This window comes from Mariniblastus fucicola (assembly GCF_008087665.1).
Classification (GTDB): Bacteria; Planctomycetota; Planctomycetia; order Pirellulales; family Pirellulaceae; genus Mariniblastus; species Mariniblastus fucicola.
The window spans coordinates 5,637,554-5,664,249 of the sequence record NZ_CP042912.1 but is presented as its reverse complement, the minus strand read 5'-3'; the positions used below and the strand labels follow the sequence as shown (position 1 = coordinate 5,664,249).

The window sequence follows — 26,696 nt, the reverse complement described above, 5'->3', positions numbered from 1 at the left end:
GTCGACTGGTTGCCCACGAATCAATGCGCCTTCTGTTTGCTACGTGGCCAAGCCGATTCGGTTCGGTCGGATAATACAACATGGAACGGTGGTCTTGCCGAAGGCAGGCGGGAGATCGATGATTCTGAGCTGAACATGTGGTCAGATCGCCACGGATCGGCGATTTTCAGACTCCGTGATACGCCGCCAGATTGCCGCCGCGGGTTGCCTAATTGTGTCTGGCGAGGATCATGGCTGAACCCGGACAGTGCCGAAAACCTGTGAGCGAGAGCTACCGAATGTCTAAATTGATGACCGATCCCAGTTGGATTCGTGCGGAAATCGTCCAGAGGATTTTGCAGCGGTTTCGCGATGCGTTGCCGCTCTATGAAGACATGATGAACGTCGCGCGGGATATCAATCTTGCTGCCGGCGAAGAAGAAGCCAGGCGATTGGGTCGTGTGATGCATGCGGCGATTCGATGTGCGTCGAGCGACGAACTGCAGCAGATTCGCGGCATGTTTGCGGTGATGCGAAACGAACCCGTGAACTACTACGACCTGCGGGAGAAGGTCTCAGTCGAAAGTACTGCTTTTCGTCCAGTTGCCGTCGACGAGATCGAGCGAAATGGCTTTCGCGTTTTCTGCTCCATGCTTTCGATGGATTGCATTCCGGAAGAGCATCAGGATTTCGTGCAGTCGATCATTGACCGCAGACATCTGTTCGACGACGAGCTCAAAGAACTGATCGCGATTGACGCACAGCACGGCGGGCTGGATCAGGAGCAGGCGAACCGGTTCGTCGACAAATGCGTCGATCTTTTCACGCGTCCGGAAGAAGCGCTGGTCAGTTTGGCGGAGTATGAAACACTGCGAGAGATCAATAAAGTTGCCGCCCAGGTGTTGATCAGTAACTCGTTGGCATTCAATCATCTTACGCCATCAGTGGCATCGGTTCCTGCGGCTCACGCGGAAATGCAGCGGCGTGGAATCAAAACGATTCCCGTTTGGCAAGGACCTGTCGGCAAAGACGTGATCCTGCGACAGACTTCCTGCTTGGCGCCTCCGGTGGTGCTGAAATTTCCCAACGGCGACGGAACGTTTACCACGGCTGAGTATCAGGAAACTTTTGTGGAGTTCGAAGAACGCCTGCAAGCGCTCACGCGAAAGGGCAGGGTGCGGTTCGAGGGAATGTTCGCCAGCGGAAAGGCACAGTTGACGCTGTCCGAGAAAGACGATGGCTACGCGGATCACTATTACGAAACGATGCAGGCAGCACTGTCCGATTTTCCAGGTGATCCAGCCGAGTTGTGGAGCAAGGGGTTGGCTTACTTCACGTATCGCGTCGACTCCAGCGTCGAGGTTCCAGCAGATGTCTCGTTTGAGACCGCGGTAGAATCTGGTTTGGTGAAGTTGTTGCCGCAGCAATACGAAGACTTTTTCGGACCGGCGGCGACAAACATTTTTAACTCAAACATTGGCCTGGAAGGTGTCAGCAACGTCGGGATCGCCAAGCCAGACGCTCAGAGTTCTTTCGAAACGTTGCTTGGCCAGGACGTCGTTGATATGTACGACTACTACGATGCGATCGAGCAAGAATCGAAACGCAGCGTTTGTGAATCGCTGGGCATTGATTGTTAGCCACAGTTGCCACAGCGATTGTTCAGAATAGGCATCAACACGCATCGGCGCAAACCTGCGATTGTTCGTGACCAATCTCGTCATCAGACCATGCGTTCACAGCCTGAAAGCCGCTCCGCCTAAGCCTTTGCAGGTCGCCGCTGCGGTTTGTACAAACAGCAATCCTGCGGACAAACATCCCAATTGGCAGGCATTTCGCCGATAGCCAGTCTTTCGGTACCAGCGATACGTTCCTGAACCAGTTCGCGGATCATGGTGACGAATTTCGGGTGCACGCCGACGGAAAGGGAACGCTCCATGTTGATGCCAAGTTCATCGCAAAGATCTTTGGCCTCGGTGTCGAGATCGTAGAGGACTTCCATGTGATCCGACACAAATCCGACCGGATGCATCACGATGTCGTTGACGTTGCCTTCTTTTTTTAGCTCCGTAATCCGATCACAAACGTCCGGCTCAAGCCATGGTTGTTGTGGCGGGCCAGAGCGACTCTGGTACACAAGCTCCCAATCGTATTCGTTGCCGATGCTTTCCATGATCAAGCGACATGATTCGGTCAACTGAGTCGAATACTTGCAGAAGTCCGCCATCGAATTCGGAATGCTGTGTGCCGTGAAAAGGAACTTCGTTTCCGCACGTCGCTCTTGAGGAATCTTGTCAAAGGCCGTTCTGACCCGATCGACACTGGCTTCGATGTAGGATGGATGATTGAAGAACATTCGCGTCTTGTGAACTTCCGGAGCGCCCTCTCCGATCGAAGCCTGTGCATCGGCGATGTTCTCGCGGTACTGCCGACACCCGCTGTAGCAACTGTAGCCGTTTGTGAAAAAGGCCAGCGCTTTTTGAATGCCGTCGTCCTTCATCTGACGCATCGTGTCGACGATCATCGGATGCCAGTTGCGGTTGCCCCAGTAGACCGGCAAGTCGATGTTGTGTTGTTTAAATTCGGCGCGGATCGCTTCCAATAAATCACGATTCTGTTGATTGATCGGGCTGACGCCGCCGAAGCTGTTGTAGTGCTCGCCAACTTCCAACATCCGTTCCCGTGGCACGTTTTTGCCTCGCAGCACGTTTTCAAGATAAGGCATTACATCGTCGGGCCCTTCCGGTCCGCCGAAGGAGACGAGAAACAAAGCGTCGTAGTTTTGATCGTTCATGTTTTGAGTTGCATTTAGGGGTTGGTTCATGGTTTAACGACACGCCGATAATGATTGTGCGGGGGGATGTGGCACCGTCGCCTACGGCTCGCCGTTAAGCCTACGGCTTGCTGCTAAGCCTCGGCTTGCTGTTGAGCCTCGGCTTGCCGTCAACGAACAGATTGTCAAACGAGCGTTCGCACTCCAGGTTTGGTCAACAGTTCGATCACGTACTCCGGTGTCAGAATCGCATAAGGAAGCTCGCCCGCGGGAAACCGGCAAACCGCGACGCGGAACGCTCCCGTCGCGACGGGCTCATGTTCGGTGGAGATCCTGAATTCGTATCGTATCGATTTGCCGTCGACCAGCATCAAAAAGAGCTCGACCGTGACTTCGGTGTCAAAGCCGACGAAATTCTGGACTTCGATTTCAGCCGACAGTCGCGGAAACCCCATCAAGCCTCGTCCGTCGGTCAACACAACGCTCAGTTCCCGGCTACGGAGAAACGCGTACTCGGTTTCCTCCATCATGCGGATCAGCGCCGATGTGTGTACCATGCCACTGGCATCCGTATCGACCCAGCGAACCGTCTTCGAAATCTCGAAACGGTTGATGGCTGAAGAATGATCGGAAGAGCTGGATGGCATAGAAACTCGCGTCGGTCGAATCGGAATGAATGAGAAACCGCCAGAAAACCATTGGCACAACCGAGCCGCCTGGGATCGGCTGGCAAGAATGCAGGACCGGTTGGCGAAACCGGCACGGGACGAAGATTTTAACAACCCTTTGGCCAACGTCGACGCGATGGGGTGGCTTGGCGGCAACGTTCGGGGAAAAAGATTGCTTTGTTTGGCCGCTGGCGGCGGAAGACAGGGGCCGATCTACGCGGCAGCGGGTGCAGAAGTAACCGTCGTCGACCTCAGCCCCGCCATGTTGGAGCTGGATCGAGAAGTCGCTCAGGAGCGGCAGCTGAAAATTCGCACCGTTGAAGCATCGATGGACAACCTGTCGATGCTCGACAACGCGTACTTCGACGTCGTGATCCATCCCGTCAGCACCTGCTACGTTTCCGATGTTCGACCGGTGTATCAGGAAGTTGCCCGCATCATGGTCGCCGGCGGTGTCTATGTCAGTCAACACAAACAGCCGGCCAGTTTGCAATCCGATATCGAACCACATCAGGGAAGCTACCGAATCAAGCACGGTTACTACAAGAAGGATCCGTTGCCCGCAGAGTCCAGACCGAATTTGATTCGTGAAGACGGGACTCTTGAGTATGTGCACCGCTGGGAAGAGCTGATCGGAGCGATGTGTGCATCCGGGTTTGTCATCGAAGCGTTAACCGAGCCGATGCACGCGAAACAAAATTCGCAGACTGGAACTTTCGGCCATCGCAGCACCATGATCGCTCCGTACGTGCGCATGAAGGCGCGGAAAATGGGTGCGGAGACGTCAGGAAAAAGCAAAGGATTGATTTTGGGCTGACATCAGAAACCGTTGGATCGTTAGTTTGGCGAACTTCGGCTCTGCGAGGAAGTAATTCATTCGGCTCATTTTAGCTGGATACAAAGACGGTAAAAAGTCATCCGATTGTTTGCATCTCGAATTCTGATCCTTCATAATGAATAAGGTGCAGCTCAACGTCGAAGCAAACTGAGCATTCTAAACTTGCAAGGTGATGAAAATGGACGTCGGTCAACTCCGGTACTTCAGCAAGATTGTCGAGCATCGCAGTTTTACAAAGGCAGCAGAGGACTGCCTGGTATCTCAGCCCGCGTTAAGTCAGCAGATTGGCAAGCTTGAGCGCGAGCTTGGGCAACCACTTTTTGAGCGACAGGGGCGAACGATTCGCCTCACACCCGCCGGTCAGTTGCTACATAACAAGGCCGAACAAATTCTGTTTTTGGTTGAGGATGCCAAGCGTCGGATCACGGACGATGGCGAAACCGGTCAGATTTGCATCGGGGCTGTTCCAACGGTGGCGCCCTACATGTTGCCGATTGTGTTGCGTAAAGTCGGCGACCAGTTCCCCAAAGCCAGCATGGTCGTTTCGGAAGACTCATCTGAAGTCCTGATGAAACGCGTCTCCAACGGTGAAGTCGATTTGGGCTTCCTGACGATGCCGGCAAAGTCCAAGTATTTGAAAGTCGAACCGCTTTTCGAAGAGCCTCTTTACCTGGCGGTTCCGGCCAATCATCGGTTGGCAGAGATTCCTGAAGTCAGGATTGAAGATTTCAACGAAGAACCGTTCGTGTTTCTTGGCGACACGCATTGCCTGACGGATTCCATCGAGAGTTTTTGCAACGGGAAAAGCTTTCAGCCGATTGGCACCACGCGAATCGAACAGCTGATCACCGTACAGAATCTCGTCGCGATGGGACACGGGCTGTCGTTCGTCCCTGCCATGGCGACGCGTCAGAACGTCGATGGGCGCGTGGTCTATCGAAAGATCAAAGGCGAACAGCCAACTCGTACCGTTGCTGTTTGCTGGAATCCCTACCGCTTTCAGGGGCAACTGCAGAAGAACTTCATCGAGTCAGTTCGAGAGTTCTGTGAAGGCTACGACTTTGCGTCAAGCTTTGAAGAAGTCGCTGCTGGCTGAGTCGTGTCGCTACCAACGTAACAAACAGCTTCCCCAAGTCAGTCCGGCTCCGAATCCGACCAGCAAAACATTGCTGCCTCGTTCGATTCGTCCCTGTTCGACCGCTTCGTGCAACGCGATCGGGATGCTTGCTGCTGAAGTATTCCCGTAACGATCGACGTTCACGAATACTTTTTCGCTTGGAATGCCCAGCGTTTCGATCGCCGCGTCGATAATGCGAATGTTGGCCTGATGCGGAATGATCACGTCGATGTCGTCCAGCGTCATCCCAGTCCGATCCAATGCTCCATGCACGGCTTCGGGAATGGTGCGAACCGCCCATTTGAAAACAGGGCGTCCATCCATCTTCAGGTACTGCATCCGATTGTCGAGAACGTCCTGCGACAGCGGCAATCGCGATCCTCCGGCCGGAACCAGCAGCGTGTGGCCCAGCTTTCCTTCGGCCGCAAGATGAAAGTCCAGGATTCCTGAAGCGCTGTGTTGATCAGGATTCGTGTCCGACGTCAGCAGAACGGCGCCTGCTCCGTCACCGAATAGCGGATAGGTTTTGAGATCTTTCGGATCAGTCAGCATCGAGATCATGTCCGCACCGACGACCAGAGCACGTTTCGCGCTACCGGTGGTAATGAATTGGCTGGCCGTAATCATGCTGTAGACGAAGCCTGAGCACGCTGCGTTGAGATCCATCGCCATCGCCGGGCAATCCAAAGCCGCTTGGACCATGCAGGCGGTCGATGGGCTCGCGTGATCCGCGGTCATCGTGCCAATCACGATCAAATCGATTGTTTTGGGGTCGACTTTCGCATTTGCCAGACACTGTTTGGCTGCGGCGATGCACATATCGCTTACTGCCTGATCTTCGCCGGTGTGAAAGCGGGACTGAATGCCTGTTCTTTGAACGATCCAGTCGCTGTCGCAGCCTAATTCTGCAAGCTGACAGTTGTCTATCTTTTGCGATCCGGTCGCGATTCCCGTCCCCATGACGCGTATGCCGGGAAGCGATTTGCGGGGTTTCGCAGCTGCTCTACGCGCGAGCGGTCCGGCAATCTCTTTCACACGTCGGGAAAGAGCTTCCTTGCTGAGTGGAACTGGGAAGATGGGGCCGTGGACCGCGTCGGGTGGGATCGTGTTGGACATAACCGGGACGATAACGAGATCTGCTTCATCCTTCGATGCCAATGTTTGCAAGTATTGCACGCTAGCAATACAACGCTCGATTCACCCTGTTGGACTCATCGCTGCAGTTGTTTGCTGGATGTTCAAAACTTGTTCAAAAGTTGTCGACAGTTGGTGAGACTTTAGGTGGGATGGACCAACATTAACCCTGATTTTCGTGGTTAACGCTGCAAATTTGGCATGGATTCGACCTCGTTCCCCGCTTTTTAGGGTGTCAGGTGATAGGGATTCGGATAGATTGACCGGACCGCTGGCGGAGACCAGTAGCAGTTTCGGTTCATGATCCGGAACTGAGTTAATGGACCAACGACGATCTTTGAAAAGTGACGCCCATGAGCCTTCTGGCAATCGTATATCACCTTGTTCCTGAAGCCCCAATCCTCGTAGCTTTCAACCGCGACTCGCCGCTCGATCAAATCTTTCCATCGCCATCGATACAGTCTGGCAAACCAAGAGTTCTTGCCAGTCCTGACCAAAACGGCGGCACTTGTCTGGGCATCAACCAAAACGGATTGTTTGTCGGAATGACTTCACGCAACAAGCGTGGCGAAGCTCAATCGAATCTGAAATCACGAAAATTACTCGTTCGTGAAATCCTCAAATCAGGTTCGGCTCGTGATGGACTTAATCTTGCGATGGACGAGCTTCATACTGGGCAATATCGCGGAGCCAACTTTGTGATCGCCGATCCTGAGTCAGGCTGGGTGGTTCACGCCGGCAACGATTTGAACGCTTGTGAGTTGGAGCAAGGCCTTTCGATTGTCACCGACCGTGACGTCAACGATCGCAAAGATGCTCGTGGCTCGATGGCTCAGCGACTGCTAACGCTGCAGACGCTTGATTCGCCTGTGAAGTTTCTGGCAATCGCCAGCAAAGTCCTGGCTCGGTCCCCGATTGCTCCTGATCGCCCGAGTATGGTGGTCCGCGAAGAAGATTTCGGCACTGTTAGTTCGACTTTGATCGCTGTTGGCAAAAAGCCACGCGATGCGATTTATCAGTACGCCAACGGTGCTCCGGACGAAGCCAAGTACGAAGATTATTCTCCGATGCTTCGTGACATCCTCAGCCGTGGATTGCGTGAGGCGCGAGCGAAAGCAAATGCTGCTGCCGCAAACGTTTAGGTTGTGATCATATTCGAGCCTCGGCCTCATTGATCCGAAAGCTCGAACGAAAACAAAACCGGAAGCCATTTGATTGGCTTCCGGTTTTTTTGCGCGCTGCAAGTTTGGGGTGATTATTTAAACCGAATCAACGGACCTTGGTTTTTCGAGGTTTCTCGCGGCATCTTTTACAGATCGACAACCTTCGATTTCGCTTCAAAATTTAGGCTTCGGGAACAACTTACGATGGTTTTTTCTCGGTGACAACGTCTTTGTCCGTGCCTGCGTCAGGCTTCCCATCTGTTTCAGAAGTTTTCTCCGGGGCAACAACTTTGCTGCCGCTGCCTTGCGACTTTGAGCTACTGCCTTGCTGTTTCGAGCCACTGCCTTGCATAGCGCCAAGCGGAATGATCGAATCGCTAATGTCGCCGGCTTTCGCAGAGGAATCTGTTGCGTCCGCGTCCGAATCCTGCTCCTCCTCGGAGCCCTTCTCGACGAACTTCAAGGACGCCGAGTTCATGCAATATCGCAATCCCGTGGGAGCCGGACCGTCGTCGAAAACATGCCCAAGGTGTGCATCACAGCGACTGCAAATGGTTTCTGTTCGAACCATTCCCCAGCTATTGTCAGCGACGTCAGCAATTGCTGTTTTGTCGATCGGTCTGTAAAAGCTCGGCCAGCCGGTTCCGGATTTAAATTTCGTCGACGATGCGAACAACGGTTGATCGCAACAAATGCATCGGTAGGTTCCTTCCTTCTTGTTGTCCCAAGAGGTTCCCGTATAGGCTCGTTCGGTACCTTTCTCGCGAGTCACGTGAAACTGGAGCGGAGTTAGCTGAGCTTTCCATTGAGCCTCCGTTTTGACGACTTTTGAATTTGCGGCTTCGCCGTCGGTCGCGGTCGCAGTCTGTTTCGTGTTTGCAGGCCGCGAAGAAGGAGTCTCCACCTGTTGCTGACCAATTCCCTGATTCACAATGACAAAAGTCAATAAACCAAGTCCGGCGATCACAATTAGAGGAATCAATATTCTTTTCGTGTTGTTCATGTGCGTTTCTCCGTGGTTCGGAACCCGGCTTGGCTCAAAACCGAATTGAATGTCTTAAATGTGTCTGTAGGTAAACCGCATGAATTCCAGTCCGACAATCAAGAATGATTTGAATGCGAATTCAGGCTCGTCGCGGAAGCTGATCCTGCTGGGCGTGGTTGCTTTCGCCACACTGGTGGCATTCTGGTTCAGCCGGCAATATCTCAGCATCGAATTCCTGGCCGAAAAAGAATCTGCTCTGAAATCATTTTACCAGTCCTCGCCCGCATTGGTAATTGCGATCGCGTTTCTGATCTATGTGGTCGTCACGGGTCTGTCGATTCCCGGCGCAGTTGTCCTTTCGTTGGTCTACGCCTGGTTCTTTGGGTTTCCGATCAGCCTGGTGCTGATCAGTTTCGCGTCGACGACTGGTGCAACGATGGCATTTTTGATCAGTCGCTACCTCTTTCGGGACTGGATCGAGTCCAAGTTCGGCGAGAAACTGGCCGACTTCAGCGAAGCACTCGACGAGGAAGGCGCGTTCTATCTGTTCACTTTACGGCTGGTTCCGGCGGTTCCATTCTTCGTTATCAACGCCGTGATGGGCCTGACGCGCCTCAAAACGTTCACCTTTTGGTGGGTCAGTCAGTTAGGAATGTTGGCCGGTACTGCAATGTATTGCTATGCCGGGTCGCGAATCCCGAGCCTGAAGACGATCAGCGAGGATGGTCTGGGCGCGGTTTTCACCAGCAGCCAGATCATTCAGCTGACAATCGCTTTTGCCCTGCTGGGGGTTTTTCCTCTCGCAGTGAAGAAGCTGACACAAATCTTTCGCAGCCAACCGGTCACTTAGCCAGTCATCAATGTGCCCCGCGATGTCTTGGCAAAAGAGCCTCACGCTCTCTTTTCGATAGCAATTCTGTCTCGTTACGACATGAACTGTCTCAATTCGAGATCGTGTCAGGGCGAAGTGTCTGATACTTGAGCCAAAACGTCCCCAAAACCCCGGTTTATAAACTTTTGAAAAGGGTTTCAGGTTTGGCATAGGCTTTGCAATAAAGAAAAAACGTAAGCGGGCAACACTGCCCTCAGCGTTCTCATCCCATCCGCCGTCTCAAGGGCACGCCCGCTTACATTTCCCACCAAATGCGGTCGCGACATAATCCCCGTCGTCGATCGCATTTTTTATGCGCGGACTGAATTGTTGCGTTGCTGCAACTGGCTTACCCATTCAATCATTCGACCAAAACTCGGCGGAAGGCTAAAACCTGTTGCCTGATCAACAGCGTTCTGGGAACGAAGCTCAAACGGCTCTTTGCGAGTTCCGTACGTCGTGTATCCTTTTGGCATGAGGCAACATGATTTGAGCGATGCGCAGGAAGATCCTGGCGATTTTGGAGTTTGGCCGCCAGTTCGACGCCGCAGAGTAATGCTGCCCGTCATTCTTTTCCTTTTGACGTGCATGTCGACGTTTTGGGTCGGCGTGACGAAATGGAATCCGTTCGGGCCCATCGAGCAGTTGGCCGGTGCGTTCTTGCAGGACGAATCTTTCGTTGCTGAATCGATGATGAATCTGCGACTCTTAATCCTGGAAAACTGGGACTCGGGCCTGATTTATATGACAGCCGTGTTGCTGATTCTCTTCGTTCACGAAATGGGTCACTTTGTGGGGACACTGATCTACAAAGTTCCAGCTTCGCTGCCGTTCTTTCTTCCGTTTCCGCTCAATCCGATTGGCACGCTCGGCGCGGTGATTGGGATGCAGGGCTACATCGCGGATCGAAAGCAGATATTCGACATTGGCATCGCCGGTCCGATCGCCGGTCTGGTTGTCGCGGTGCCCATTGCCTGGTTTGGAGTCGCCCAGTTGGACCTGACCACGCAACCTTATGGCGGAATCGGATTTCGGTTGCCGTTGGTGATGCAGTGGTTTGCCGAAAGTTCACAGGTACCAGGTTATTCGGCCGGTAAAGTCGTCTGGTTGAATCAGCTCAATCCGTTGTTCGTGGCCGGTTGGGTGGGGATGCTGATTACCGGTTTGAACATGATGCCGGTCGGACAGCTCGACGGTGGCCACGTGACTTACACGCTCTTCGGAAAAACAGCTCACGTCATCGCGAGGCTGACGCTTGTATTTGCCATCGCATTCATGGTTTACCACCAGAGCTTCATGCTGGTGATTATGGTTGTGCTGCTGTTGTTGGTGGGAACGGACCATCCTCCCACGCGAGACGATCGCGTGGCTCTGGGGCCGGTTCGTTGGACGCTGGGAGTAACGTCGCTGGTGATTCCGATCCTGTGCTTCCCGCCGTTGATTTTCAAGCTCAACTAGCAGCTTGAATCGCGTCGCCGAGTCTGCGAGCTACGCCTCGTTCGATGGCGGACGAACAAGCAATGCGACTTGATCGACCGCAAGCTTCAACGACGCAGCAGCCATCTGAAAGTTTGTGTGCGAAGAAATCTCTGGCTGAATCTCAAGAAACAGCTCCGTCGCGTTCCGGAGTTTCTTCAGTTTCTTCTTTGCCTGCTTGAGATACTTCGCGTCGTCGCCATCCTTGAGCGGGCCTCCGAGAGCCAGCATGTAGTCATACAGTGTGCGGTGCACCTCGCACAGTTCATCATCTTCCTCAGCCTCTTCGCTGTGCTTGAGGAAGGTGCGTACCATCCAGACGTGGCTAAGCAGTTGATCGATTTCGACAACACGCTGTCGATCTGTCATGGGTTCGGTCATGAAAGCTAACTCCTAGCTGGCGACTGATTCCGATTCGTCCGTTTCTGGCTGTTTGACGACAGGTTTCGCAGGTGGCTTGCCCCGGGGAGAGAACACCAGCACCATGACAGCGCCAACGATCACCATCGCCAGCGAGGCAAAGAACATGTTGTTGACGCGACCAAACAGATTGTCGGTGAAAATCGTTGTTAATGTGTTAACCACAGGAGCAAAACCGAATACCAGCGGCATGATAAAAAGTGGTTTGCCTCCAAAGTTGAAAGCGTAGATGATCCCGAGTGCTCCAATCGCACCAGCGGCGCCGGCGCCCAGAGACCAAATGATTCCGGTCGTATACCAACCTCCTGGTTCCGGAAATCCGGACAGCATCAGCATCGGGCCGACGACCGCGATCGCAAAGTATGCCAATCCTACGCAGAGAAACGGCCTGAGTCGGCTACCGCCCATTTTAAGCTGGCCTTTGTGCAGAACCGGTCCGTAGGCTCCCCAACAAACGGCAGTCAACGCGATGCTTAACGTGACCCACAGGATCGATCCGGCAGGAGTTTCTTCATTGCCTGTGTCGGCATCTTCGTCAATCGTGGTCGCTACAAATTGGCTTTCTAGCGAATCGACGACAACCACTTGAGCTGGCGGTTCGTCGACAGCAGGTTTGGCTTTGGATGGTTTGAAAATCAAAACACCTGCTGCCCCGACTGCGACGATCAAAATCCCAAGATAGAAAACTGCCGACGCCTGTTTGAAGGTTCGAGCCATCAGCATGGTGACAAATGTGTTGACGATCGGAGCCATTCCAAACACCAAAGGCATGACGTATGAAGGCTTGCCGTTAAACTTGAAGGCCAGAATAATCCCAAGTGCTCCTACGGCGCCGACGAGCCCGGCGATGAACGACCAGAAGAATCCGTTTGCAGACCAGTGTCCTTTTTCGCCCTTGGTGACCAGGATGAAAATTGGGAATAGAACCGCGATTGCGAAATAGGCAACTCCGACGCAGATGAAGGGGCGGAGCATGCTCTTCCCGCCTTCGCCACCCATGATTCCCTGCCCGACATGCAGCAGCGGGCCGTAAAGCCCCCAACAGCAAAACGTCAAAATGACAAAGATGAGAAACTGGAAGCCTTTCATGGGAACTTTCGCTGGAGTCTGCAGTTGAACGGAATACAAAGCAGTACGTACTTTATACAAACTGCCTTGGCGATGTAAGCTGACCGGGCAATCACCATCTGCTCCACCGAAGAACGGTTCATGAATTCACTTTCGAAAGTCCTGTTCGTGTTAATGGTGGCCAGCCTGGTTGCCGATTCGCTCTGTGCTCAGAATTCGGAAACGTCCGCAGGCCCCGCGCATCGGTGGGCTCAGTGGCGTGGTCCTGTTGGCACCGGCGAAGCCGCCGCGAATGCTGACCCGCCGACACGTTGGAGCGAGTCGGAGAACATCAAGTGGAAGACACCGGTGTCAGGGTTGGGGCATTCCACGCCTGTCGTTTGGGACGACCACATCTTTCTGACTTCGGCCCTGCCAGTTGGAGAAAAATTCGAACCGATCGCTGACGGCCGACCAGGCTCGCATGACAACCTGAAAGTCAGCCAGCGACATCGTTATCTGGTCACAGCGGTCGATCGCGAATCTGGCAAAGTCCTTTGGGAGAAAGCCGTCAATGAAAATGTGCCGCACGAAGGAGGCCACGATTCGTCGAGTCTCGCCGCGGCGTCGTTGGTGACCGATGGAGCGCACGTTTACGCCTACTTTGGCTCGCATGGTTTGTTTTGCCTCGATTTCGAAGGCAACGTTGTGTGGGATCGCAAGTTCGAGCCGATGCATTCCAAACACGGGCACGGCGAAGGCAGTTCTCCGGCACTCGCCAATGGCTTGATCGCGATCAACCGCGATCAGGAGGCTCAGTCGTATTTGCTGGTCCTCGATGCGAAAACGGGCGAGGAAAAATGGCGTTCCGATCGCGCAGAAGTGACTTCCTGGTCGAGTCCGGCTTTTATCAAACAAGACGGGACGACTCAATTGGTTGTCGCCGGGACGAATCGGGTCCGCGGCTACGATCCGCAGTCCGGCGAAGTCATTTGGGAGTGCGGTGGGCTTTCGAACAACGTCGTCGCGACACCGCTGTATGCCGATGGGATGCTGTATTGTGCGAGCAGTTATGAAATTCGTTCTCTGTTGGCGATCAAGCTCGATGGAGCAAAGGGCGACATCACGGGAAGCGAAAATGTGGTTTGGCAAACAGCCGAGCGAACGCCTTACGTTCCGTCGCCGCTGCTGTATCAAGGCAACCTGTTTTTCCTGCGGCACTACCAGGGAATCCTGAGCGTGCTCGACGCGAAAACCGGTGAGGAAACGGCGGGACCATTCCGCATGCAGGGCTTCAATGAGATTTATGCGTCTCCGATGGCGGCCGCAAACAGAGTTTACATCGTCTGCCGCAGCGGAGCGACATTGGTGATCGACAGTACGGCGCTACCGAAAGTCCTTGGTATGAATTTGCTTGACGACAGCTTCAGTGCATCGCCAATCGCTGTTGGCAATCAGTTGCTGCTACGTGGTGAGAAGTTTCTGTACTGTATCGAGTAGGGTGGCGGAGGCTCCCAGCCTGTGATTGCGTGATTTGGCAAATCGTTGCCGCGGAAAGCGAACCTGTTTGCCGCCAGCGAGTCCGAACGGAGTCAATTTTCGGAGATCAGATGGAACTTGCAGCAAATCAATTATTCAATCGGCTTTCAAACGCAGAAAGAATCCTCGTCGCTGGAGCTGGCGGCGGATTTGATGTCTATTCAGGCATTCCGCTCTACCTCGCATTGAAGGCTCAAGGCAAATCGGTGCACCTTGCGAATCTGTCATTCGCTTCATTGCGAGATGATGGCAATCGTCTTACCGAGGCCAGTTTTGAGGTTACTGCTGATACGGCAGGATCGGATACTTACTTTCCAGAACGAGTACTTAGCCGATGGTTTGCTGAAAAGCTCGAGCAGGACGTTTCAGTCTTTGCCTTTACTCAATGTGGCGCTCGGCCTTTGCTGGAATCCTATCAACACCTCGTCGAGAAGCTGAACCTTGATGCGATCGTCCTGGTCGACGGGGGAACCGACAGCCTGATGCGTGGTGACGAAGTTGGGCTCGGGACGCCGTCCGAAGATTTGGTGAGCATGACCGCGGTGAATCAGCTAGACCTTCCGTACAAGATTCTTTCCTGTCTCGGATTCGGTGTCGATCGTTTTCATGGTGTCTGTCACGCGCAGTTTCTTGAAGCGGTCGCCGACCTGACGAAAAGCGGCGGTTTCCTCGGAGCCTTTTCTGTACTGCCAAACACGGTAGAAGCAGAACACTACCTTGACCTTGTCGAATACTCGACCCAAAGAACTCCGTCGCGTCCAAGCATTGTCAACACTTCGATTGCCTCAGCGATTGCGGGGCACTTTGGAAATCACCAAGTCACCGATCGAACGAAGGGTAGCGAGTTGTGGATCAGCCCGTTGATGTCAATGTATTGGAGCTTTGAGTTGGAAGCGGTGATGAAGCGTAACTTGTACGCTGTCAGACTTCTCGAAACAGAATCTTTCTTCGAAGTAACCGATGTGATCCGTTCATTTCGAAATGGAATTGCCGCAAAAGACTGGCAAGCGATTCCAGATTAGGCGATGCGTTAAACATCGATCTCAATCGCATCCGCATCTTCGGCACGTTCCATGATGAAGCGGAAACGCGCCGAAGCATCCTTGCCCATCAAATCACTAATCACACGATCGGTTTCCAGTTGATCATCGACTTCGACTTTCAGCATTCGACGTGTGTCGGGATCGAGCGTCGTCTCCCAGAGCACTTTTGGCATCATTTCGCCAAGGCCTTTGAATCGGGTGATCTCAGGATTCGCTCGACCGTTGGCTTCATTGATGATACGAACTTTGTCTTCCTCGTCCGCCGCCCAATGCGTTTCCTTGCCGATGTCGACTCGATACAACGGCGGCACGGCGATGAACAAGTTTCCGTTGGAAATTAATTGAGGCATGTGACGGAAAAAGAACGTCAGCAACAACGTCGTGATGTGGTGGCCGTCGGAATCCGCATCGGCCAGCAGAATGATTTTCTGGTATCGCAAGTTCGCGATGTTGAATGAAGTTCCCAGGCCGCATCCGATCGCCGCGACCATGTCCTGAATTTCCTTGTTGTCCAGAATCTTTTTCAGGTTGGCACTTTCCGTGTTCAAAACCTTGCCTCGCAGCGGCAGGATCGCCTGAAAGTTTCGGTCGCGACCCTGTTTGGCCGATCCGCCCGCCGAATCGCCTTCCACGATGAACAGTTCGCTCCGCCCGCGTCCGCTGGCCATGCAATCGCTCAGCTTACCCGGAAGCAACGAACGCTTGCCGCTGACTTTGCGGGAAACGGCCGCCGAAGCCGCACGCGATGCAGCACGTGCTCGGGCCGCCGCGATAATGCGAGCCACGATGCCGTCGGCGACGCTGCGGTTATTGTTCATCCACTGCTCAAGGGCAGGGCGGAGTTCGCTGTCGATCATGCTGGCGACTTCCGGATTGTTCAAACGGTCCTTGGTCTGACCCTGAAACTGCGGCTCTTTGATGAACGTCGAAATGATCGCCACGATGCCTTCACGAATATCCTCGTGCGAAATCTTCACACCGCGCGGCATCAGGTTGTGCATGTCAATGTAGTTGCGAACCGCCTTCACCATCCCGCTACGGAATCCATTTTCGTGCGTACCACCGTTGCCTGTTGGAATACCGTTGACGTACGAGCGAACGTGTTCGTCCGTTGAATCTGTCCAGTGCAACACAAGCTCGAATCGCTCGTCCGACGCGCTGCTGTTGAGGGCAAATGGTGGTTCGTGGATCGGCGTCGCGGAACGTTCCGTGGAAACCTTTCCCAGAAAGTCCACGATCCCGTTTTCGTGATGGAACGTTTCCTTTTTCCCGTTAACGTCGTCGACGAAGTTAACTTTGACGCCGCGATGCAGGAAGCTGACAATCTCGATGCGGCTGCGAATTGTATTCGGATTGAACTCGGTCTTCGGGAAGATCGTCGGATCGGGCGTGAACGTAATCGTGGTCCCCGTGCCCCGTACATTGCCTTTGAGTTTTTGCAGCTTCGTCTTCGGCTGGCCTTTGGCGAACTCCATGCGGAACTGGGCGCCATCCCGTTTGACGACCGCGACCAGAGATTTTGAGAGAGCATTAACAACCGATGCACCGACTCCGTGCAATCCACCCGCGGTCTTGTAGTTGTCGCCCTCGAATTTTCCGCCGGCGTGCAGCACCGTGAGGACCGTTTCGAGAGCGCTCTTCTTTGTTTTCTTGTGCATGTCGACCGGGATGCCGCGGCCGTTGTCTGATACGGCGACCGTCATGCCGCTTTTATGCAGATGGACGTTGATCTCGGTGGCGTGACCATTCATGGCCTCGTCGACCGAGTTGTCCATGATCTCCCACACGAGGTGGTGCAGTCCGGCCGAGCCAACGCCGCCGATGTACATGCCGGGCCGCTTGCGAACCGGATCGAGACCTTCGAGGACGGTGATGTTTTCAGATTTGTAGGATTTCGCTTTTTTGGATGCGGCTGCCATATCGATTTTCAGTATCTCGTTGGAGCGATTTCAGGAATCGGCTCCGTGGGGCGTTGGTGTGGGGACTGGATTCGTCGCCATATATTACAGGCAATGGCCCGATACCGTAATCGCGATTTTGCCGAAGGAATCAGCCCAAAATCCGTTGAATGTCGGCCTCAGTTGACGACCAGATGAGCCTTCTGGCTGGCGACGCGAAACGCCGCGATCGAGCCACTATTGAATTCGATGAAGTCCTTTTCGACTCCATCGGAGAAGATCACGCCGTTTCCGTCCATCTGCGATCCGACAACCAGTTCTTCGCCTTCATCAAGAAGTCCGCCGATCATGCTGGCCGAGCTGTGTCGACTGATGAATGGCTCGCGAACCGCCCACATCAAATGACGGTCACTCCAGTCCATGCGATGAATGAGTCTTTCCGGAGTGCTGCTCCGGTCCAGCATCCGTCCGATTTGCCCAGCCATGTTTAGGACGCTCGACATCCATCCGGTGGATCCCGCGCCCGTTGAGACGATCATGCCGCTGGACGATTGAGACTCGGTCGCCAGGTTCTGTTCGAGTGTGTACCTGGCCGAAGTATGAGTTTTGCAGCCCATAAAGAAGTCGTTGAACGCGAGCATTCGCTGGCCGTTGTTGGTCGTGACCTCGCCCAGCGTCACGTCACGGGTTTTCGATTTCTGTTCAATCGTTCGCTGCAAGACATTTCGTGAATGTTTGACTTCGAAAGGTAGCAGGATTCCGTCGTTGCGGCTGGGGTCCGGGTTGACGCCGATGATCGGAACGTCGCCGACGTATTTGGCAACGTTGGCGACCAGACCATCCTGACCGAACACGATGACGGCAACACAGCGTTGAAAGTCAAAGTTCGAAATGAAGCTGCGGTCGATTTCCTTGATCGGATATCCCAGATCGATTTCGTACAGCAGACTCTTCAGCGTTTCGTCGTAGATCTGATCTTCTTCTCGAAGTTCGTCTTCGTCCGAAAGAGCATCCGACGCGGCGGCGATCATCAGGTCGAAGTTGTCCTCGCTCATTGACGACATGGACTTGCGACGTTTCCGCTTCAGCCGATGTTCTTCGTGCGAAGCCGCTTGCTGCATTTGGAACTTGACGTTGGAGGTCGTCACCCAGCGTTTTTTCAGGTTCTCCATTCGAGTTTCGCGTGTGACGACGGCGATAATGGGAAGCGTCTGCATGATGACTCCTGCTATTCGCGATTTCGGCGCGGACGTGGCTTCGGTGGCTCAGGCTCATTTTCGTTCGATTGAAGCAGCGTGTTGAGCAAATCTGGAGACATGTTGAGCGTTCCGATTTTGTCGGCGTTGTCGGCCAGATCTCGAAACGCCATCGCGATCATTTCCTGAGAGTTAATGCCGCCAGGAGACGCCGCGAGCAGCGTTTTCCAATCGACGTCTTTCATTGGTTCCAGAATCGCCCGCAATCCGTCGGCACGAGCTTCAGCCTCTTTGCGTTCGTTCTGGACTCGCTGGTCAACCAGTTCGGTACGCTGCTGCTCGACAGCGATGTCGGCTCGCAGTTGCATTTCGCGAACTTCACGCTTCTTCTCTTCGACCTTGATTTCGGTCTGCAGTTCGTTCTCCTTGATCTCACGTTCCAGTTCGATCGCTTTGTTGCGGCGTATGTGAACGGCTTCGTCAGCCTGCTGCAAAAGCTTCTCGCGAGCTTCGGCTTGAAGGGCTTTTGTCATTTCCGGCGTTGCACCGATCGACAGGATGGACATGCCGATAATCTCAACTCCCAACATCGCAACTGCCGGCGCTTCTTTAAGAGCAGACTCGCAAGTCGCCACCAGTTCATCGCTTTTGGTCAGAAGTTCGCCGAGCGGGTTTCGCTGTGTGAATTCGCGAGCAGAAATCTGAGCCGCGTGGATGATTCGCTCGCTAAGCTTCGAAGGGTCGTCGCTGCCGTATCGACCGCGATAGTCGACGCTGTGGTCCAGCATCGCAGCGAGCTTTTCCGGATCGACGACGCGATAGGTGATGTCGCCCTGGATGGTGGCTTCCTGGAAATCCGATGTTGTTTCGTTGAAGACAAAGGGAATGCCCACGCTGGCGAGCGGGATTTGCACCACGACACTCGATGGCATGAAGTAGAAAAACGAAAGGCCTGCACCCTGGCGAACGAGTTTGCCGTTCTTGTATTGCATGACGTGAGTCGTCGGCGTCGTTTTGAGATAGCGAAACCCTAGCATCTTTGTCCTCGCGTTCTGTGACGGATGGTCTCTCAACTAAAAAGACACTGCCAAGCCTAGCTCGGTTCACGTCGTATGTTCAAACAATTTCGCAACCCAGTCGTTTCAGACACCAGCCCAATTTTCGCTTGCGCTAATGGCCAACGCCGATAATCGTCACGACCAGAAGGAACCTCAGCACCTGGCCGGCTAAACAGACAGCAGTGTGGCTGATCCGCGCGAACAATGCTGAATCGCCTCACCTGCTGACAGTCAACCAATGGCTACTTTTTCAATGGTTTCAACTCCGGTGGAGCCTCGACCGGAGGCTCAACAATCTTCGCAATCTTGCCGTTCTTCTGGATCTCATTTCCTTTGCCGCCGCGCGAGGTCGTGCGGTATTTGGTGGTGGAAATGGTCTTTTGTGCACCGCGGTTGGTTTCCACAACCAGCAAATCACGGTCGCCGGTAGAAGGCTTGAAGCCGAGCAACTTGTCGCCCTTGCCGACTTTGATCAGCATCACGCCACGTCCGGGACCAGAGAGGAAGTTGATCTCTTCGGAAGGGCAAACCATCGCACGGCAGTTGGCAGTGATCGCCAGAATCGTCTCGTCGGCAGTAATCGCATAAACGCCGACCAGTTCAGCGCCCGTTTTGACGCGTGCAAATCGGCGCCCGCTTTTTGTCGAAGCCTCCGAATGAGGCTGCAGGCTGAATCGCAGCGCGTAACCGTCGCTTGACGCGGCCAAGCCGTGGACTTCCGGCAGATAGACATCTTTCGGATCTTCCTTAATGTCGCCGATGACTCGCGTATCAAACGAAAGCGCCGAAATGATCTTCTCGCCGTCTTTGAGTTTGAAAAGCTTCTGAATCGGATCACCAAAACCGGTGGAAGCCGGAATGTCGATCATCCGCGCCGTGTAACAGAACCCCATCGAGCTAAAAAAGCCGATCGTCGCTCGAGTCGATCCTGCGACGACCGCCAACACGCTGTCGCCACCGCGAACGCGGCTCTTGGAGGGGTCGGCGATTTGTTTTTGACGTTTGACCCATCCGTCTTTGGTGATCAGGATGTGACAGTCTTCTGCAACGATAAAATCTTCTTCGCTGTACTCGACCTGGGCTTCTGCTGCTTCGATCACCGTACGTCGCTTGGCGGTCTTGTCCTTGCAGTACTCCGTCAGGATGGTCTGGATCTCTTCGCGAACAATCTTCCAGCGCCCAGAAGAATTCGTGTCGTCAGTGTTCTCCTTGAGTAGCTTGCGAATCTGCCGAGCACGTTTTTGCTTTTCGTTGAATTCGTCCTGGATCAGGTTGATCTCAAGTTTCGCCAGGCGATAGAGTTTCAGCTCCAGAATGGCTTCCGTTTGATCTTCGTCGAGCCCGTCTTTTCCTTTGCCGACCGGGAAACGCTTCATGATTTTTTTCGCCGCATCCGCTTTGCCATCGGAGCGACGAATGATGCGGATGATCTCGTCGAGAGCGTCGAAGACGGTCAAAAAGCCCTGCAAAATGTGCAGCCGTTTTTCGAGTTTGGCCAGTTCGTTCTCGAGCCGTTTCGTGATCACGTCGAGGCGGAATTGCAGGAAATACCAGAGGATTTCCTTCAGCCCAAGTCGAGCCGGAGCACCGACTTCCGGATTTTCGGTCGGCACCAGGCAGGTCAGGTTGACGCCAAAGTTGACCTGGAACTTTGTGTTCTTGTAGAGGAACGCGAGGACTTTGTCCGGATCGGCGTCTTTCTTGAGCGGCAGATCGATTCGCGTGTCGTCGGTCGAAAGATCACGAGCCTCCACCACCAACGGGAGCTTGCCACTGAACACCATCTGGTTGATTGATTCGACAAGGTTGGCTTTGTTCACGCCGTAAGGAATCGAATCGATCTGCAGGACTTTGCCCTTGGCGCCTTTGCCCGCCGAGACGACTTTCGAGGTGCCGCGAATGGTCAACGAGCCATGTCCGGTCGCGTAGATTTCGCGAAGTTCCTCTTTCGAGTTAATCACCTGGCCACCGGTAGGGAAGTCCGGGCCGTGCACCGCGTCGTTGGCGACCAGCTGGTAAGCTTTGATTTCCGGATCCTTGAGAAGTTTCAGCAACGCGTTGCAGACTTCTTTCAGGTTGTGCGACGGGATGTTCGTCGCCATGCCGACCGCGATTCCGGTGGCTCCGTTGACCAACAGGTTCGGGATTCGCGACGGAAGGACGACTGGTTCTTCTCGCGTCCCGTCGTAGTTAGCTTTAAAGGGGACCGTTCGCGTCGAAAGATCGGTCAGGACTTCGCTGGAGATCCGGGTCAGCCGACATTCGGTGTAACGCATCGCGGCCGCGTTGTCTCCGTCGACCGAACCGAAGTTTCCGCTGCCGTCGACGAGCGGGATGCGAAGCGAGAATGGCTGAGCGACACGAACGAGCGCATCATAGATCGAGCTGTCGCCGTGCGGGTGCAGGTTACCCATCACGTCACCGACGACTTTGGCACACTTGCGATGCTTTGCCGTGTGGAACAGTCGCGACTCGCCCATCGTGTACAGAATGCGGCGCTGAACTGGTTTGAGCCCGTCCCGAACGTCGGGCAGAGCGCGGCTGGTGATGACCGAAAGCGAGTAGTTCAGATATCGCGACTGAGCGGCGAGACGGAGCGGGATCGTCGTCAGGCCGTCTTCGCCATCGTCGTCCATGTCGTCGAAGAGCGTACCGGATCCATTGCCGTTACCGCCACCAGATTTTCGGGAGGTCGTCTTTTTGGAGCTGCGGCGGGGCGTCGCTTTACGGGTCGATTTTTTCTTGCTGGGCTGGCGTTTCGCCACGATGTTGCCTTGTGGATCTGGGTGAAGGACTCTGAAACAGCCTGTTTCGAACTGGTTTTGCCGCTTGCCCATTTGGGAGGGTTGGGCGTTTTGTGGTGAGTATAGCAATCGCCATGTTTCCCTCCCAGACGGTTTTTCGGCTGTTGCGGTTTGTATTGCAAGGCCGCTGATTTTGTCGGCGTGCTACAGCGAATCGCTTTAAAGCTGTTCTTGCTCTCGCCGATGCTCCCAAAACACACCGGTGCCGGAGGCGTCGGAAGCCAACGTCTAAAGGAATGTCAAATGATCCAGAAATTCTTCGTCGCGGTCTGCTGCCTGATCGCCGTCACCCTTGTTTCAGAAACAAGCTTTGCTCAAACCAGCCAGGGCAACTTGCCGAACCAGCTGTTCTCGCAGTACACGACTCAGGGCGCTGCCAGTTCAGCGACTGCCGGAATGTACCCGGCGCCGCATTCGGTTCCACAAAACGTCGGCGGATCGTACTACACGTACCAGCCGCTGATGCCGCACGAGATGATGTATACGCACTCGCGAAATTACTACAACTACTTCAATGACTCGAGCTACTATGGTGGTGGCGGATCTTTGAACATCACGTCGGTACGTTGGCAAAACGGAAGCAGTGGCATCGCTCCGCTTCCGTTTTCAAATCAGCGCCTCCAGAGCCTGCAATACAAGCTTGCCAAGAAAGCCTACTGCATCGGCGACGACTGTGGTGGCAGTGGCGGAAGACTCCGTGGTCGCATCGGTGGTGGCTGCTCGACTTGTGGTAACTAGTTGCCTATTTGGCGGACTGGGCTCGCGGATGTCGAACAGTGCCTGGTCACTGCCAGTCACTACCACTGGCGGAATTAGCCAGATAGCCGGAAAGCAAACAATCAAACAACATTTACAGGTTTCAGGATCATGATACGAAACGCTTTGACATTTTCGATCGCCCTCGCGGCGTGTGCCTTGATGGCAGCTCCTTCGGCTCAAGCTCAATGTTCCAGCTGTGGTGGCGGAACTTTTGACGCTGACGGAATGGTAATGCCAACTTCTCAACTGGTCGGCCCCGTGCGAACCATTCGCGGCGCGGCGCGGGATAATTTTTCTCCACATCGCGTGTACGCACACAGCAACAGCGGCCTGCAGGCCGCCAACACTCACAGCTGGAACATGGACCAGCAGAACGTTTACTCATGGCACGGCGGATATCAGAACTGGCGTTGGGGAACTCCGACAGCTCTGGTTGTTCCTCCCACTGCCAGCTACCAGTCTTCGTACGCGTGGGGCGTTGGTCAGACTCGTAGCACTCCCATTCATCACCAGTTCGGACGCGGTGGAGCAGCCATGATCGGTGGCGGCAACGGCGCTGGTTTCCGACGAACACCTTACTGGCCGCAAAGCACCGACCAGTTCGGCGTCTATCCCGTACGCGGACCCTGGTAGAACACTTGCCGTTTGACTTCTCCATCGACAAACGACATGGCCCTGCAGTTTTTGCTGCAGGGCCTTTTTCGTGCCGTTGAACGTTGGCAGGGCTAATTAATACGCGAACTCAAGTCCGAAGTAGCCGCCCTGAGTGACGAGATCGCCATCTGCGTTGGGCATGGTCAGCCCCGAAGCGTCTGTGAAGTCGTCCTGGATTTGGTTGCTGGCGAAAGCAATGTCGGTCACGCCCATCGCCCGGTAACCCACGCGGACTCGAGAGCTGCCAGAAACCTGCAGCGAAACTGAAAGGTCGACTTCGCCAAGAATCGATTTCACATCGTCTTCGGCTCCGATATCGAACCGTTCGCCTGAAAGCGTCCCACCGGCGACGGTTGGATTGATCACGCTGCCGTCTGCCATGCGATAGTCGACGCGTTGACGTGTGTTGATGCTGTTGTTGAATGCACCAGCTTTCACGCCGACGTGCAACATCAGGCGGCGGCGGATCTGATAGTCCGAACGGGCACCGATTTGCAAACCGAGCAAATGGTTTTCTGTACTGGAGAAGTATCCAACGCTTTCCGGGCTGGGGAAGTTGGGATCTCCTTGCGGAACGTCGACTGCTTCGTACAACAATGTTTCGGCGAAGTGAAAGTAGCGGAACCCAAGCAACAGCTCTGTTGAACAGGCTCGAAATCGCGGTTGGGAGTTCTTCAGAAAGTTGAACTCAAGGTTGTTCAGTTCAGTCTGACGCGTCAACACATGCGTGTCCGCACTGTTGTAGAAACTGCTCGCCGAAGGACCTGTCAGGAAAGCGTTCGGGTCATTTCCGCTGACAGAAGTTCCGATCTGAGCCAGACCCGGTAGTAGGGTGCTGGCGTTGTTTCCGATTTGAATCGACTCGTCCGAAGGGTACAGTCCAAGGTAGCGAGCTTCCCAGCCTCGTCCGGTTACTCGACGACGGGCGACGACCGCATCGATTCCGGCCAGGACGTCGTTGACTGCATTGTCAGAGGACAAAAGTTCGCCTCCTGCATTCGTCGAGAAGTCCTGATTGTTTCCGTGGCTGCGATCGAACAACAATCCTGAAACGCCAACCGTTGAGTACACCGATCCGTTTGACCGCGGACGAACGGCTTCTTCAAACTGAGGAACAGGGCTTGGAAGTGCTGCCGCACAGCTTGTGCAGGAGTCGTTGGATTTCGGAGTTCGCTGGAACAATTTCTGTCGCTTCGTTTGACGGCGTTCCTGTGGGAACTGCGACTCGTCGATCACAAATCCCTGGCAGGATCCGTCTGCGCATCCGCAGTTGGAATCAGATTGCGAAACCATCATCTCCGATGGCATTGGAACAGCTTGACCGGTTGGCTCGGCCGCGAAGTACTGGGTCTGCGGTGCGATGACGGATTGAGGTGCCGGTTGCGATGCAGGTATTGAGAACGTCTGGATCTGTGACGGAGACGAGAACACTTCGCCGTGCGCCTGTGCGGCGGGAGCTTGCGAAAACTGCTGCGGAGGGACAGCCTGAGCTGGAGCTCTCTGGGCGGGAATCGCCTGCGGCAAATAGGTTTGCGGGGCGATACCAGGAGCTGGTTGGACGCTGGTCGGTGGGCTGTTGGGAGCGACCACGGACTGAGCCGCGGTTCCTGGCATCGGAGGCAGCGGGCTGGTGATCGCTTCCGGAATTTCGATCGCTCCATTGAACGATCCATGGCCGGTGGATGGGAATTCCTGGGCCGAAGCGGTTCCGCATGAGAACGCGAGTGAGGAGAATGAGAATGCTGCGGCAGTGAAAATTGCAATTCGTTTCATGAGTTCTTCGCCAAACAATTGCTTCAAATAAAACTGTCAGTACGACCTGACGAATCGATCCAAAGATCACTTCGCTTATCGTCCCAACATTCGACACGACTCTCCAAAATAGGCGCCAATATTGCCGGTTCTCTGCGACACAAGGCGTACATCCCGAACAGCAAAAAAAATCGTTGAAACAGGAAGAGGCAGTTCCAAACGGGACAAACGCCAACTCTTCTCATGTCAGGGTCAGGGTGACTTTGATAGTTGGGGATCCTGTTCGTGCGGCAATCGTCGCCGGTACACGGATCGAGATCGTTTGACGGCTTGTCAATTGCCGTCCGCTTTACGATATTCATGGGTTCAAATCCTCAATCCAGAGAGCGACCATGAAAGCCCCCGTTAGAGTCACCGTAACCGGCGCAGCCGGAAATATCAGCTACAGCATCCTGTTCCGAATCGCCGCCGGCAACATGTTGGGACCGGATCAGCCCGTCATTCTGCAGTGCCTGGAAATTCCGCCAGCAATGGGAGCACTCAATGGAGTTGTGATGGAGCTGAACGATTGTGCGTTTCCGCTGCTGCACGACATCGTGGCCACGGACGACGCGAATGTGGGCTTCAAGGATGCGGACTTTGCTCTTCTCGTCGGTGCGATGCCACGCAAGAAAGGCATGCTTCGCAAAGACCTGCTGACCGCGAACTCGAAAATCTTCTCCGCGCAAGGCAAAGCCATCAACGACAACGCCAAAGAAGACTGTCGCGTGCTGGTTGTCGGCAACCCTGCGAATACGAATGCTCTGATCACAATGGCCAACGCGCCGAAAATCAAGCATGGCAATATCACGGCCATGACACGACTGGATCACAATCGTGCGATCAGCCAACTGGCAGACAAAACAGGCGTGGCGTCGACTGATATTAAGAAGATGACGATCTGGGGCAACCATTCGGCGACTCAGTATCCCGACATCAGCCAAACAACGGTCGACGGCAAAGATGCAACCACGCTGGTCGACACGGATTGGTATCGCGATGACTTCATTCCCAAAGTTCAGCAACGTGGTGCTGCGATCATCGAAGCCCGTGGCGCGTCAAGCGCTGCATCGGCAGCGAGTGCGGCGATCGACCATATGCGAGATTGGGCATTGGGAACCGCAGAAGGCGATTGGGTCAGCATGGCGATCCCGAGCGACGGAAGCTATGGCGTTCCCGAAGGCCTGATCTACAGCTATCCGGTGACTTGCAGCGGAGGCGAATATTCGATTGTTCAGGATCTTCCCATCGACGAATTCAGCCGCGAACGGATGGACGCGACCGCGAACGAGCTTTCTGAAGAGCAAGACGACGTCAAGGATCTCTTGTAGATTTGTGAGGAGTGGCAAGCCGCGTTGAGTTTGCGGCTTGCAACTTTTTTCGCTAGCGATGCGTTGCTTGGAAAAATTGCTCTTGGACCTCAGTGCATGACGGTTCCCGTTGACTTGGTTCCAAGGCTGGCTTAAAAACCGAACGCGTTGAC

General features: G+C 54.3%; 22 protein-coding genes. 11 read left to right on the top strand and 11 right to left on the bottom strand.

All coding sequences use genetic code 11. The annotated features are described in order from the left end of the window. Positions 1–278: 278 nt before the first annotated feature. Positions 279–1,619 carry a 2-oxoadipate dioxygenase/decarboxylase family protein gene (locus MFFC18_RS21220; RefSeq protein ID WP_157665103.1) on the top strand — a complete coding sequence of 447 codons (1,341 nt, stop codon included), beginning with the start codon at positions 279–281 and terminating at the stop codon, positions 1,617–1,619. A gap of 119 nt (positions 1,620–1,738) precedes the next feature. Here the strand turns inward: MFFC18_RS21220 and MFFC18_RS21215 are convergent, their stop codons facing one another. After that, positions 1,739–2,773 (bottom strand): ferrochelatase, encoded by a 1,035-nt coding sequence (locus MFFC18_RS21215; protein WP_075083882.1) that lies wholly within the window; start codon positions 2,771–2,773, stop codon positions 1,739–1,741. A 164-nt stretch (positions 2,774–2,937) separates the two neighbouring features. Next, entirely contained in the window at positions 2,938–3,399 is a 462-nt protein-coding gene (locus tag MFFC18_RS21210) for an acyl-CoA thioesterase (protein ID WP_075083883.1), read from the bottom strand. Between the two features lie 25 nt (positions 3,400–3,424). Between MFFC18_RS21210 and MFFC18_RS21205 the strand changes: the two genes are divergently transcribed. Both MFFC18_RS21205 and MFFC18_RS21200 read left to right on the top strand, forming a co-directional pair. After that, positions 3,425–4,237 (top strand): class I SAM-dependent methyltransferase, encoded by an 813-nt coding sequence (locus MFFC18_RS21205; protein ID WP_238381220.1) that lies wholly within the window; start codon positions 3,425–3,427, stop codon positions 4,235–4,237. Positions 4,238–4,436: 199 nt separating this feature from the next. Continuing rightward, on the top strand, positions 4,437–5,354 hold the full coding sequence (locus tag MFFC18_RS21200) for a LysR family transcriptional regulator (RefSeq protein ID WP_075084135.1): 918 nt from the start codon (positions 4,437–4,439) through the stop codon (positions 5,352–5,354). A 9-nt stretch (positions 5,355–5,363) separates the two neighbouring features. Here MFFC18_RS21200 and MFFC18_RS21195 read toward each other — a convergent pair whose 3' ends face one another. Continuing rightward, on the bottom strand, positions 5,364–6,491 hold the full coding sequence (locus MFFC18_RS21195; protein WP_238381221.1) for a beta-ketoacyl-ACP synthase III: 1,128 nt from the start codon (positions 6,489–6,491) through the stop codon (positions 5,364–5,366). A gap of 371 nt (positions 6,492–6,862) precedes the next feature. On the opposite strand from MFFC18_RS21195, the gene MFFC18_RS21190 reads away from it, so the two are divergent. Beyond that, positions 6,863–7,651 carry an NRDE family protein gene (locus MFFC18_RS21190; protein ID WP_075083884.1) on the top strand — a complete coding sequence of 263 codons (789 nt, stop codon included), beginning with the start codon at positions 6,863–6,865 and terminating at the stop codon, positions 7,649–7,651. 220 nt (positions 7,652–7,871) lie between these two features. Here MFFC18_RS21190 and msrB read toward each other — a convergent pair whose 3' ends face one another. Then, the gene (gene msrB, locus MFFC18_RS21185; RefSeq protein WP_075083885.1) at positions 7,872–8,675 is read right to left on the bottom strand and encodes a peptide-methionine (R)-S-oxide reductase MsrB; all 804 of its coding nucleotides are present in this window, start codon (positions 8,673–8,675) and stop codon (positions 7,872–7,874) included. 79 nt (positions 8,676–8,754) lie between these two features. Between msrB and MFFC18_RS21180 the strand changes: the two genes are divergently transcribed. After that, positions 8,755–9,507, top strand: a complete 753-nt coding sequence (locus MFFC18_RS21180; protein ID WP_084417008.1) for a TVP38/TMEM64 family protein — start codon at positions 8,755–8,757, stop codon at positions 9,505–9,507. Between the two features lie 495 nt (positions 9,508–10,002). Continuing rightward, positions 10,003–10,986, top strand: a complete 984-nt coding sequence (locus MFFC18_RS21175; RefSeq protein WP_075083886.1) for a site-2 protease family protein — start codon at positions 10,003–10,005, stop codon at positions 10,984–10,986. 30 nt (positions 10,987–11,016) lie between these two features. Here MFFC18_RS21175 and MFFC18_RS21170 read toward each other — a convergent pair whose 3' ends face one another. Both MFFC18_RS21170 and MFFC18_RS21165 read right to left on the bottom strand, forming a co-directional pair. Continuing rightward, a complete protein-coding gene (locus MFFC18_RS21170) occupies positions 11,017–11,385 on the bottom strand; it encodes an amidohydrolase (protein ID WP_075083887.1) in 369 nt (122 codons plus the stop codon). Positions 11,386–11,397: 12 nt separating this feature from the next. Beyond that, positions 11,398–12,513 carry a hypothetical protein gene (locus MFFC18_RS21165; RefSeq protein WP_075083888.1) on the bottom strand — a complete coding sequence of 372 codons (1,116 nt, stop codon included), beginning with the start codon at positions 12,511–12,513 and terminating at the stop codon, positions 11,398–11,400. A 120-nt stretch (positions 12,514–12,633) separates the two neighbouring features. Here MFFC18_RS21165 and MFFC18_RS21160 point away from each other — a divergent pair, with 120 nt between their 5' ends. Continuing rightward, positions 12,634–13,971, top strand: a complete 1,338-nt coding sequence (locus MFFC18_RS21160) for an outer membrane protein assembly factor BamB family protein (protein ID WP_075083889.1) — start codon at positions 12,634–12,636, stop codon at positions 13,969–13,971. Between the two features lie 110 nt (positions 13,972–14,081). Then, positions 14,082–15,032 carry a DUF1152 domain-containing protein gene (locus tag MFFC18_RS21155; RefSeq protein ID WP_075084138.1) on the top strand — a complete coding sequence of 317 codons (951 nt, stop codon included), beginning with the start codon at positions 14,082–14,084 and terminating at the stop codon, positions 15,030–15,032. Between the two features lie 8 nt (positions 15,033–15,040). Here MFFC18_RS21155 and MFFC18_RS21150 read toward each other — a convergent pair whose 3' ends face one another. The 4 genes from MFFC18_RS21150 to MFFC18_RS21135 all read right to left on the bottom strand — a co-directional run bounded on the left by MFFC18_RS21150 (position 15,041) and on the right by MFFC18_RS21135 (position 21,970). Then, entirely contained in the window at positions 15,041–16,972 is a 1,932-nt protein-coding gene (locus MFFC18_RS21150) for a DNA gyrase/topoisomerase IV subunit B (RefSeq protein ID WP_075083890.1), read from the bottom strand. 158 nt (positions 16,973–17,130) lie between these two features. Then, complete coding sequence (locus tag MFFC18_RS21145) at positions 17,131–18,168, bottom strand: diacylglycerol kinase catalytic domain-containing protein (protein ID WP_084417009.1); 1,038 nt, start codon at positions 18,166–18,168, stop codon at positions 17,131–17,133. A gap of 11 nt (positions 18,169–18,179) precedes the next feature. After that, positions 18,180–19,184: an SPFH domain-containing protein gene (locus tag MFFC18_RS21140; RefSeq protein WP_075083892.1), complete on the bottom strand. Its 1,005-nt coding sequence runs from the start codon at positions 19,182–19,184 to the stop codon at positions 18,180–18,182. Positions 19,185–19,447: 263 nt separating this feature from the next. After that, positions 19,448–21,970, bottom strand: a complete 2,523-nt coding sequence (locus MFFC18_RS21135) for a DNA gyrase/topoisomerase IV subunit A (RefSeq protein ID WP_075084140.1) — start codon at positions 21,968–21,970, stop codon at positions 19,448–19,450. A gap of 282 nt (positions 21,971–22,252) precedes the next feature. Here MFFC18_RS21135 and MFFC18_RS21130 point away from each other — a divergent pair, with 282 nt between their 5' ends. Both MFFC18_RS21130 and MFFC18_RS21125 read left to right on the top strand, forming a co-directional pair. Next, positions 22,253–22,747: a hypothetical protein gene (locus MFFC18_RS21130; RefSeq protein ID WP_148619026.1), complete on the top strand. Its 495-nt coding sequence runs from the start codon at positions 22,253–22,255 to the stop codon at positions 22,745–22,747. Positions 22,748–22,876: 129 nt separating this feature from the next. Beyond that, positions 22,877–23,401, top strand: a complete 525-nt coding sequence (locus MFFC18_RS21125; RefSeq protein ID WP_084417011.1) for a hypothetical protein — start codon at positions 22,877–22,879, stop codon at positions 23,399–23,401. 96 nt (positions 23,402–23,497) lie between these two features. Here MFFC18_RS21125 and MFFC18_RS21120 read toward each other — a convergent pair whose 3' ends face one another. Then, positions 23,498–25,195 carry a BBP7 family outer membrane beta-barrel protein gene (locus MFFC18_RS21120; protein ID WP_148619025.1) on the bottom strand — a complete coding sequence of 566 codons (1,698 nt, stop codon included), beginning with the start codon at positions 25,193–25,195 and terminating at the stop codon, positions 23,498–23,500. 371 nt (positions 25,196–25,566) lie between these two features. On the opposite strand from MFFC18_RS21120, the gene MFFC18_RS21115 reads away from it, so the two are divergent. Beyond that, the gene (locus MFFC18_RS21115; protein ID WP_075083896.1) at positions 25,567–26,544 is read left to right on the top strand and encodes a malate dehydrogenase; all 978 of its coding nucleotides are present in this window, start codon (positions 25,567–25,569) and stop codon (positions 26,542–26,544) included. Positions 26,545–26,696 lie beyond the last annotated feature (152 nt).

Bases quoted from the DNA above. Each gene is read 5' to 3' on its own strand.
- MFFC18_RS21220 (WP_157665103.1), top strand. From the start codon at position 279: ATGTCTAAATTGATGACCGATCCCAGTTGGATTCGTGCGGAAATCGTC.
- MFFC18_RS21215 (WP_075083882.1), bottom strand. From the start codon at position 2,773: ATGAACGATCAAAACTACGACGCTTTGTTTCTCGTCTCCTTCGGCGGA.
- MFFC18_RS21210 (WP_075083883.1), bottom strand. From the start codon at position 3,399: ATGCCATCCAGCTCTTCCGATCATTCTTCAGCCATCAACCGTTTCGAG.
- MFFC18_RS21205 (WP_238381220.1), top strand. From the start codon at position 3,425: ATGAATGAGAAACCGCCAGAAAACCATTGGCACAACCGAGCCGCCTGG.
- MFFC18_RS21200 (WP_075084135.1), top strand. From the start codon at position 4,437: ATGGACGTCGGTCAACTCCGGTACTTCAGCAAGATTGTCGAGCATCGC.
- MFFC18_RS21195 (WP_238381221.1), bottom strand. From the start codon at position 6,491: ATGTCCAACACGATCCCACCCGACGCGGTCCACGGCCCCATCTTCCCA.
- MFFC18_RS21190 (WP_075083884.1), top strand. From the start codon at position 6,863: ATGAGCCTTCTGGCAATCGTATATCACCTTGTTCCTGAAGCCCCAATC.
- msrB (WP_075083885.1), bottom strand. From the start codon at position 8,675: ATGAACAACACGAAAAGAATATTGATTCCTCTAATTGTGATCGCCGGA.
- MFFC18_RS21180 (WP_084417008.1), top strand. From the start codon at position 8,755: ATGAATTCCAGTCCGACAATCAAGAATGATTTGAATGCGAATTCAGGC.
- MFFC18_RS21175 (WP_075083886.1), top strand. From the start codon at position 10,003: ATGAGGCAACATGATTTGAGCGATGCGCAGGAAGATCCTGGCGATTTT.
- MFFC18_RS21170 (WP_075083887.1), bottom strand. From the start codon at position 11,385: ATGACCGAACCCATGACAGATCGACAGCGTGTTGTCGAAATCGATCAA.
- MFFC18_RS21165 (WP_075083888.1), bottom strand. From the start codon at position 12,513: ATGAAAGGCTTCCAGTTTCTCATCTTTGTCATTTTGACGTTTTGCTGT.
- MFFC18_RS21160 (WP_075083889.1), top strand. From the start codon at position 12,634: ATGAATTCACTTTCGAAAGTCCTGTTCGTGTTAATGGTGGCCAGCCTG.
- MFFC18_RS21155 (WP_075084138.1), top strand. From the start codon at position 14,082: ATGGAACTTGCAGCAAATCAATTATTCAATCGGCTTTCAAACGCAGAA.
- MFFC18_RS21150 (WP_075083890.1), bottom strand. From the start codon at position 16,972: ATGGCAGCCGCATCCAAAAAAGCGAAATCCTACAAATCTGAAAACATC.
- MFFC18_RS21145 (WP_084417009.1), bottom strand. From the start codon at position 18,168: ATGCAGACGCTTCCCATTATCGCCGTCGTCACACGCGAAACTCGAATG.
- MFFC18_RS21140 (WP_075083892.1), bottom strand. From the start codon at position 19,184: ATGCTAGGGTTTCGCTATCTCAAAACGACGCCGACGACTCACGTCATG.
- MFFC18_RS21130 (WP_148619026.1), top strand. From the start codon at position 22,253: ATGATCCAGAAATTCTTCGTCGCGGTCTGCTGCCTGATCGCCGTCACC.
- MFFC18_RS21125 (WP_084417011.1), top strand. From the start codon at position 22,877: ATGATACGAAACGCTTTGACATTTTCGATCGCCCTCGCGGCGTGTGCC.
- MFFC18_RS21120 (WP_148619025.1), bottom strand. From the start codon at position 25,195: ATGAAACGAATTGCAATTTTCACTGCCGCAGCATTCTCATTCTCCTCA.
- MFFC18_RS21115 (WP_075083896.1), top strand. From the start codon at position 25,567: ATGAAAGCCCCCGTTAGAGTCACCGTAACCGGCGCAGCCGGAAATATC.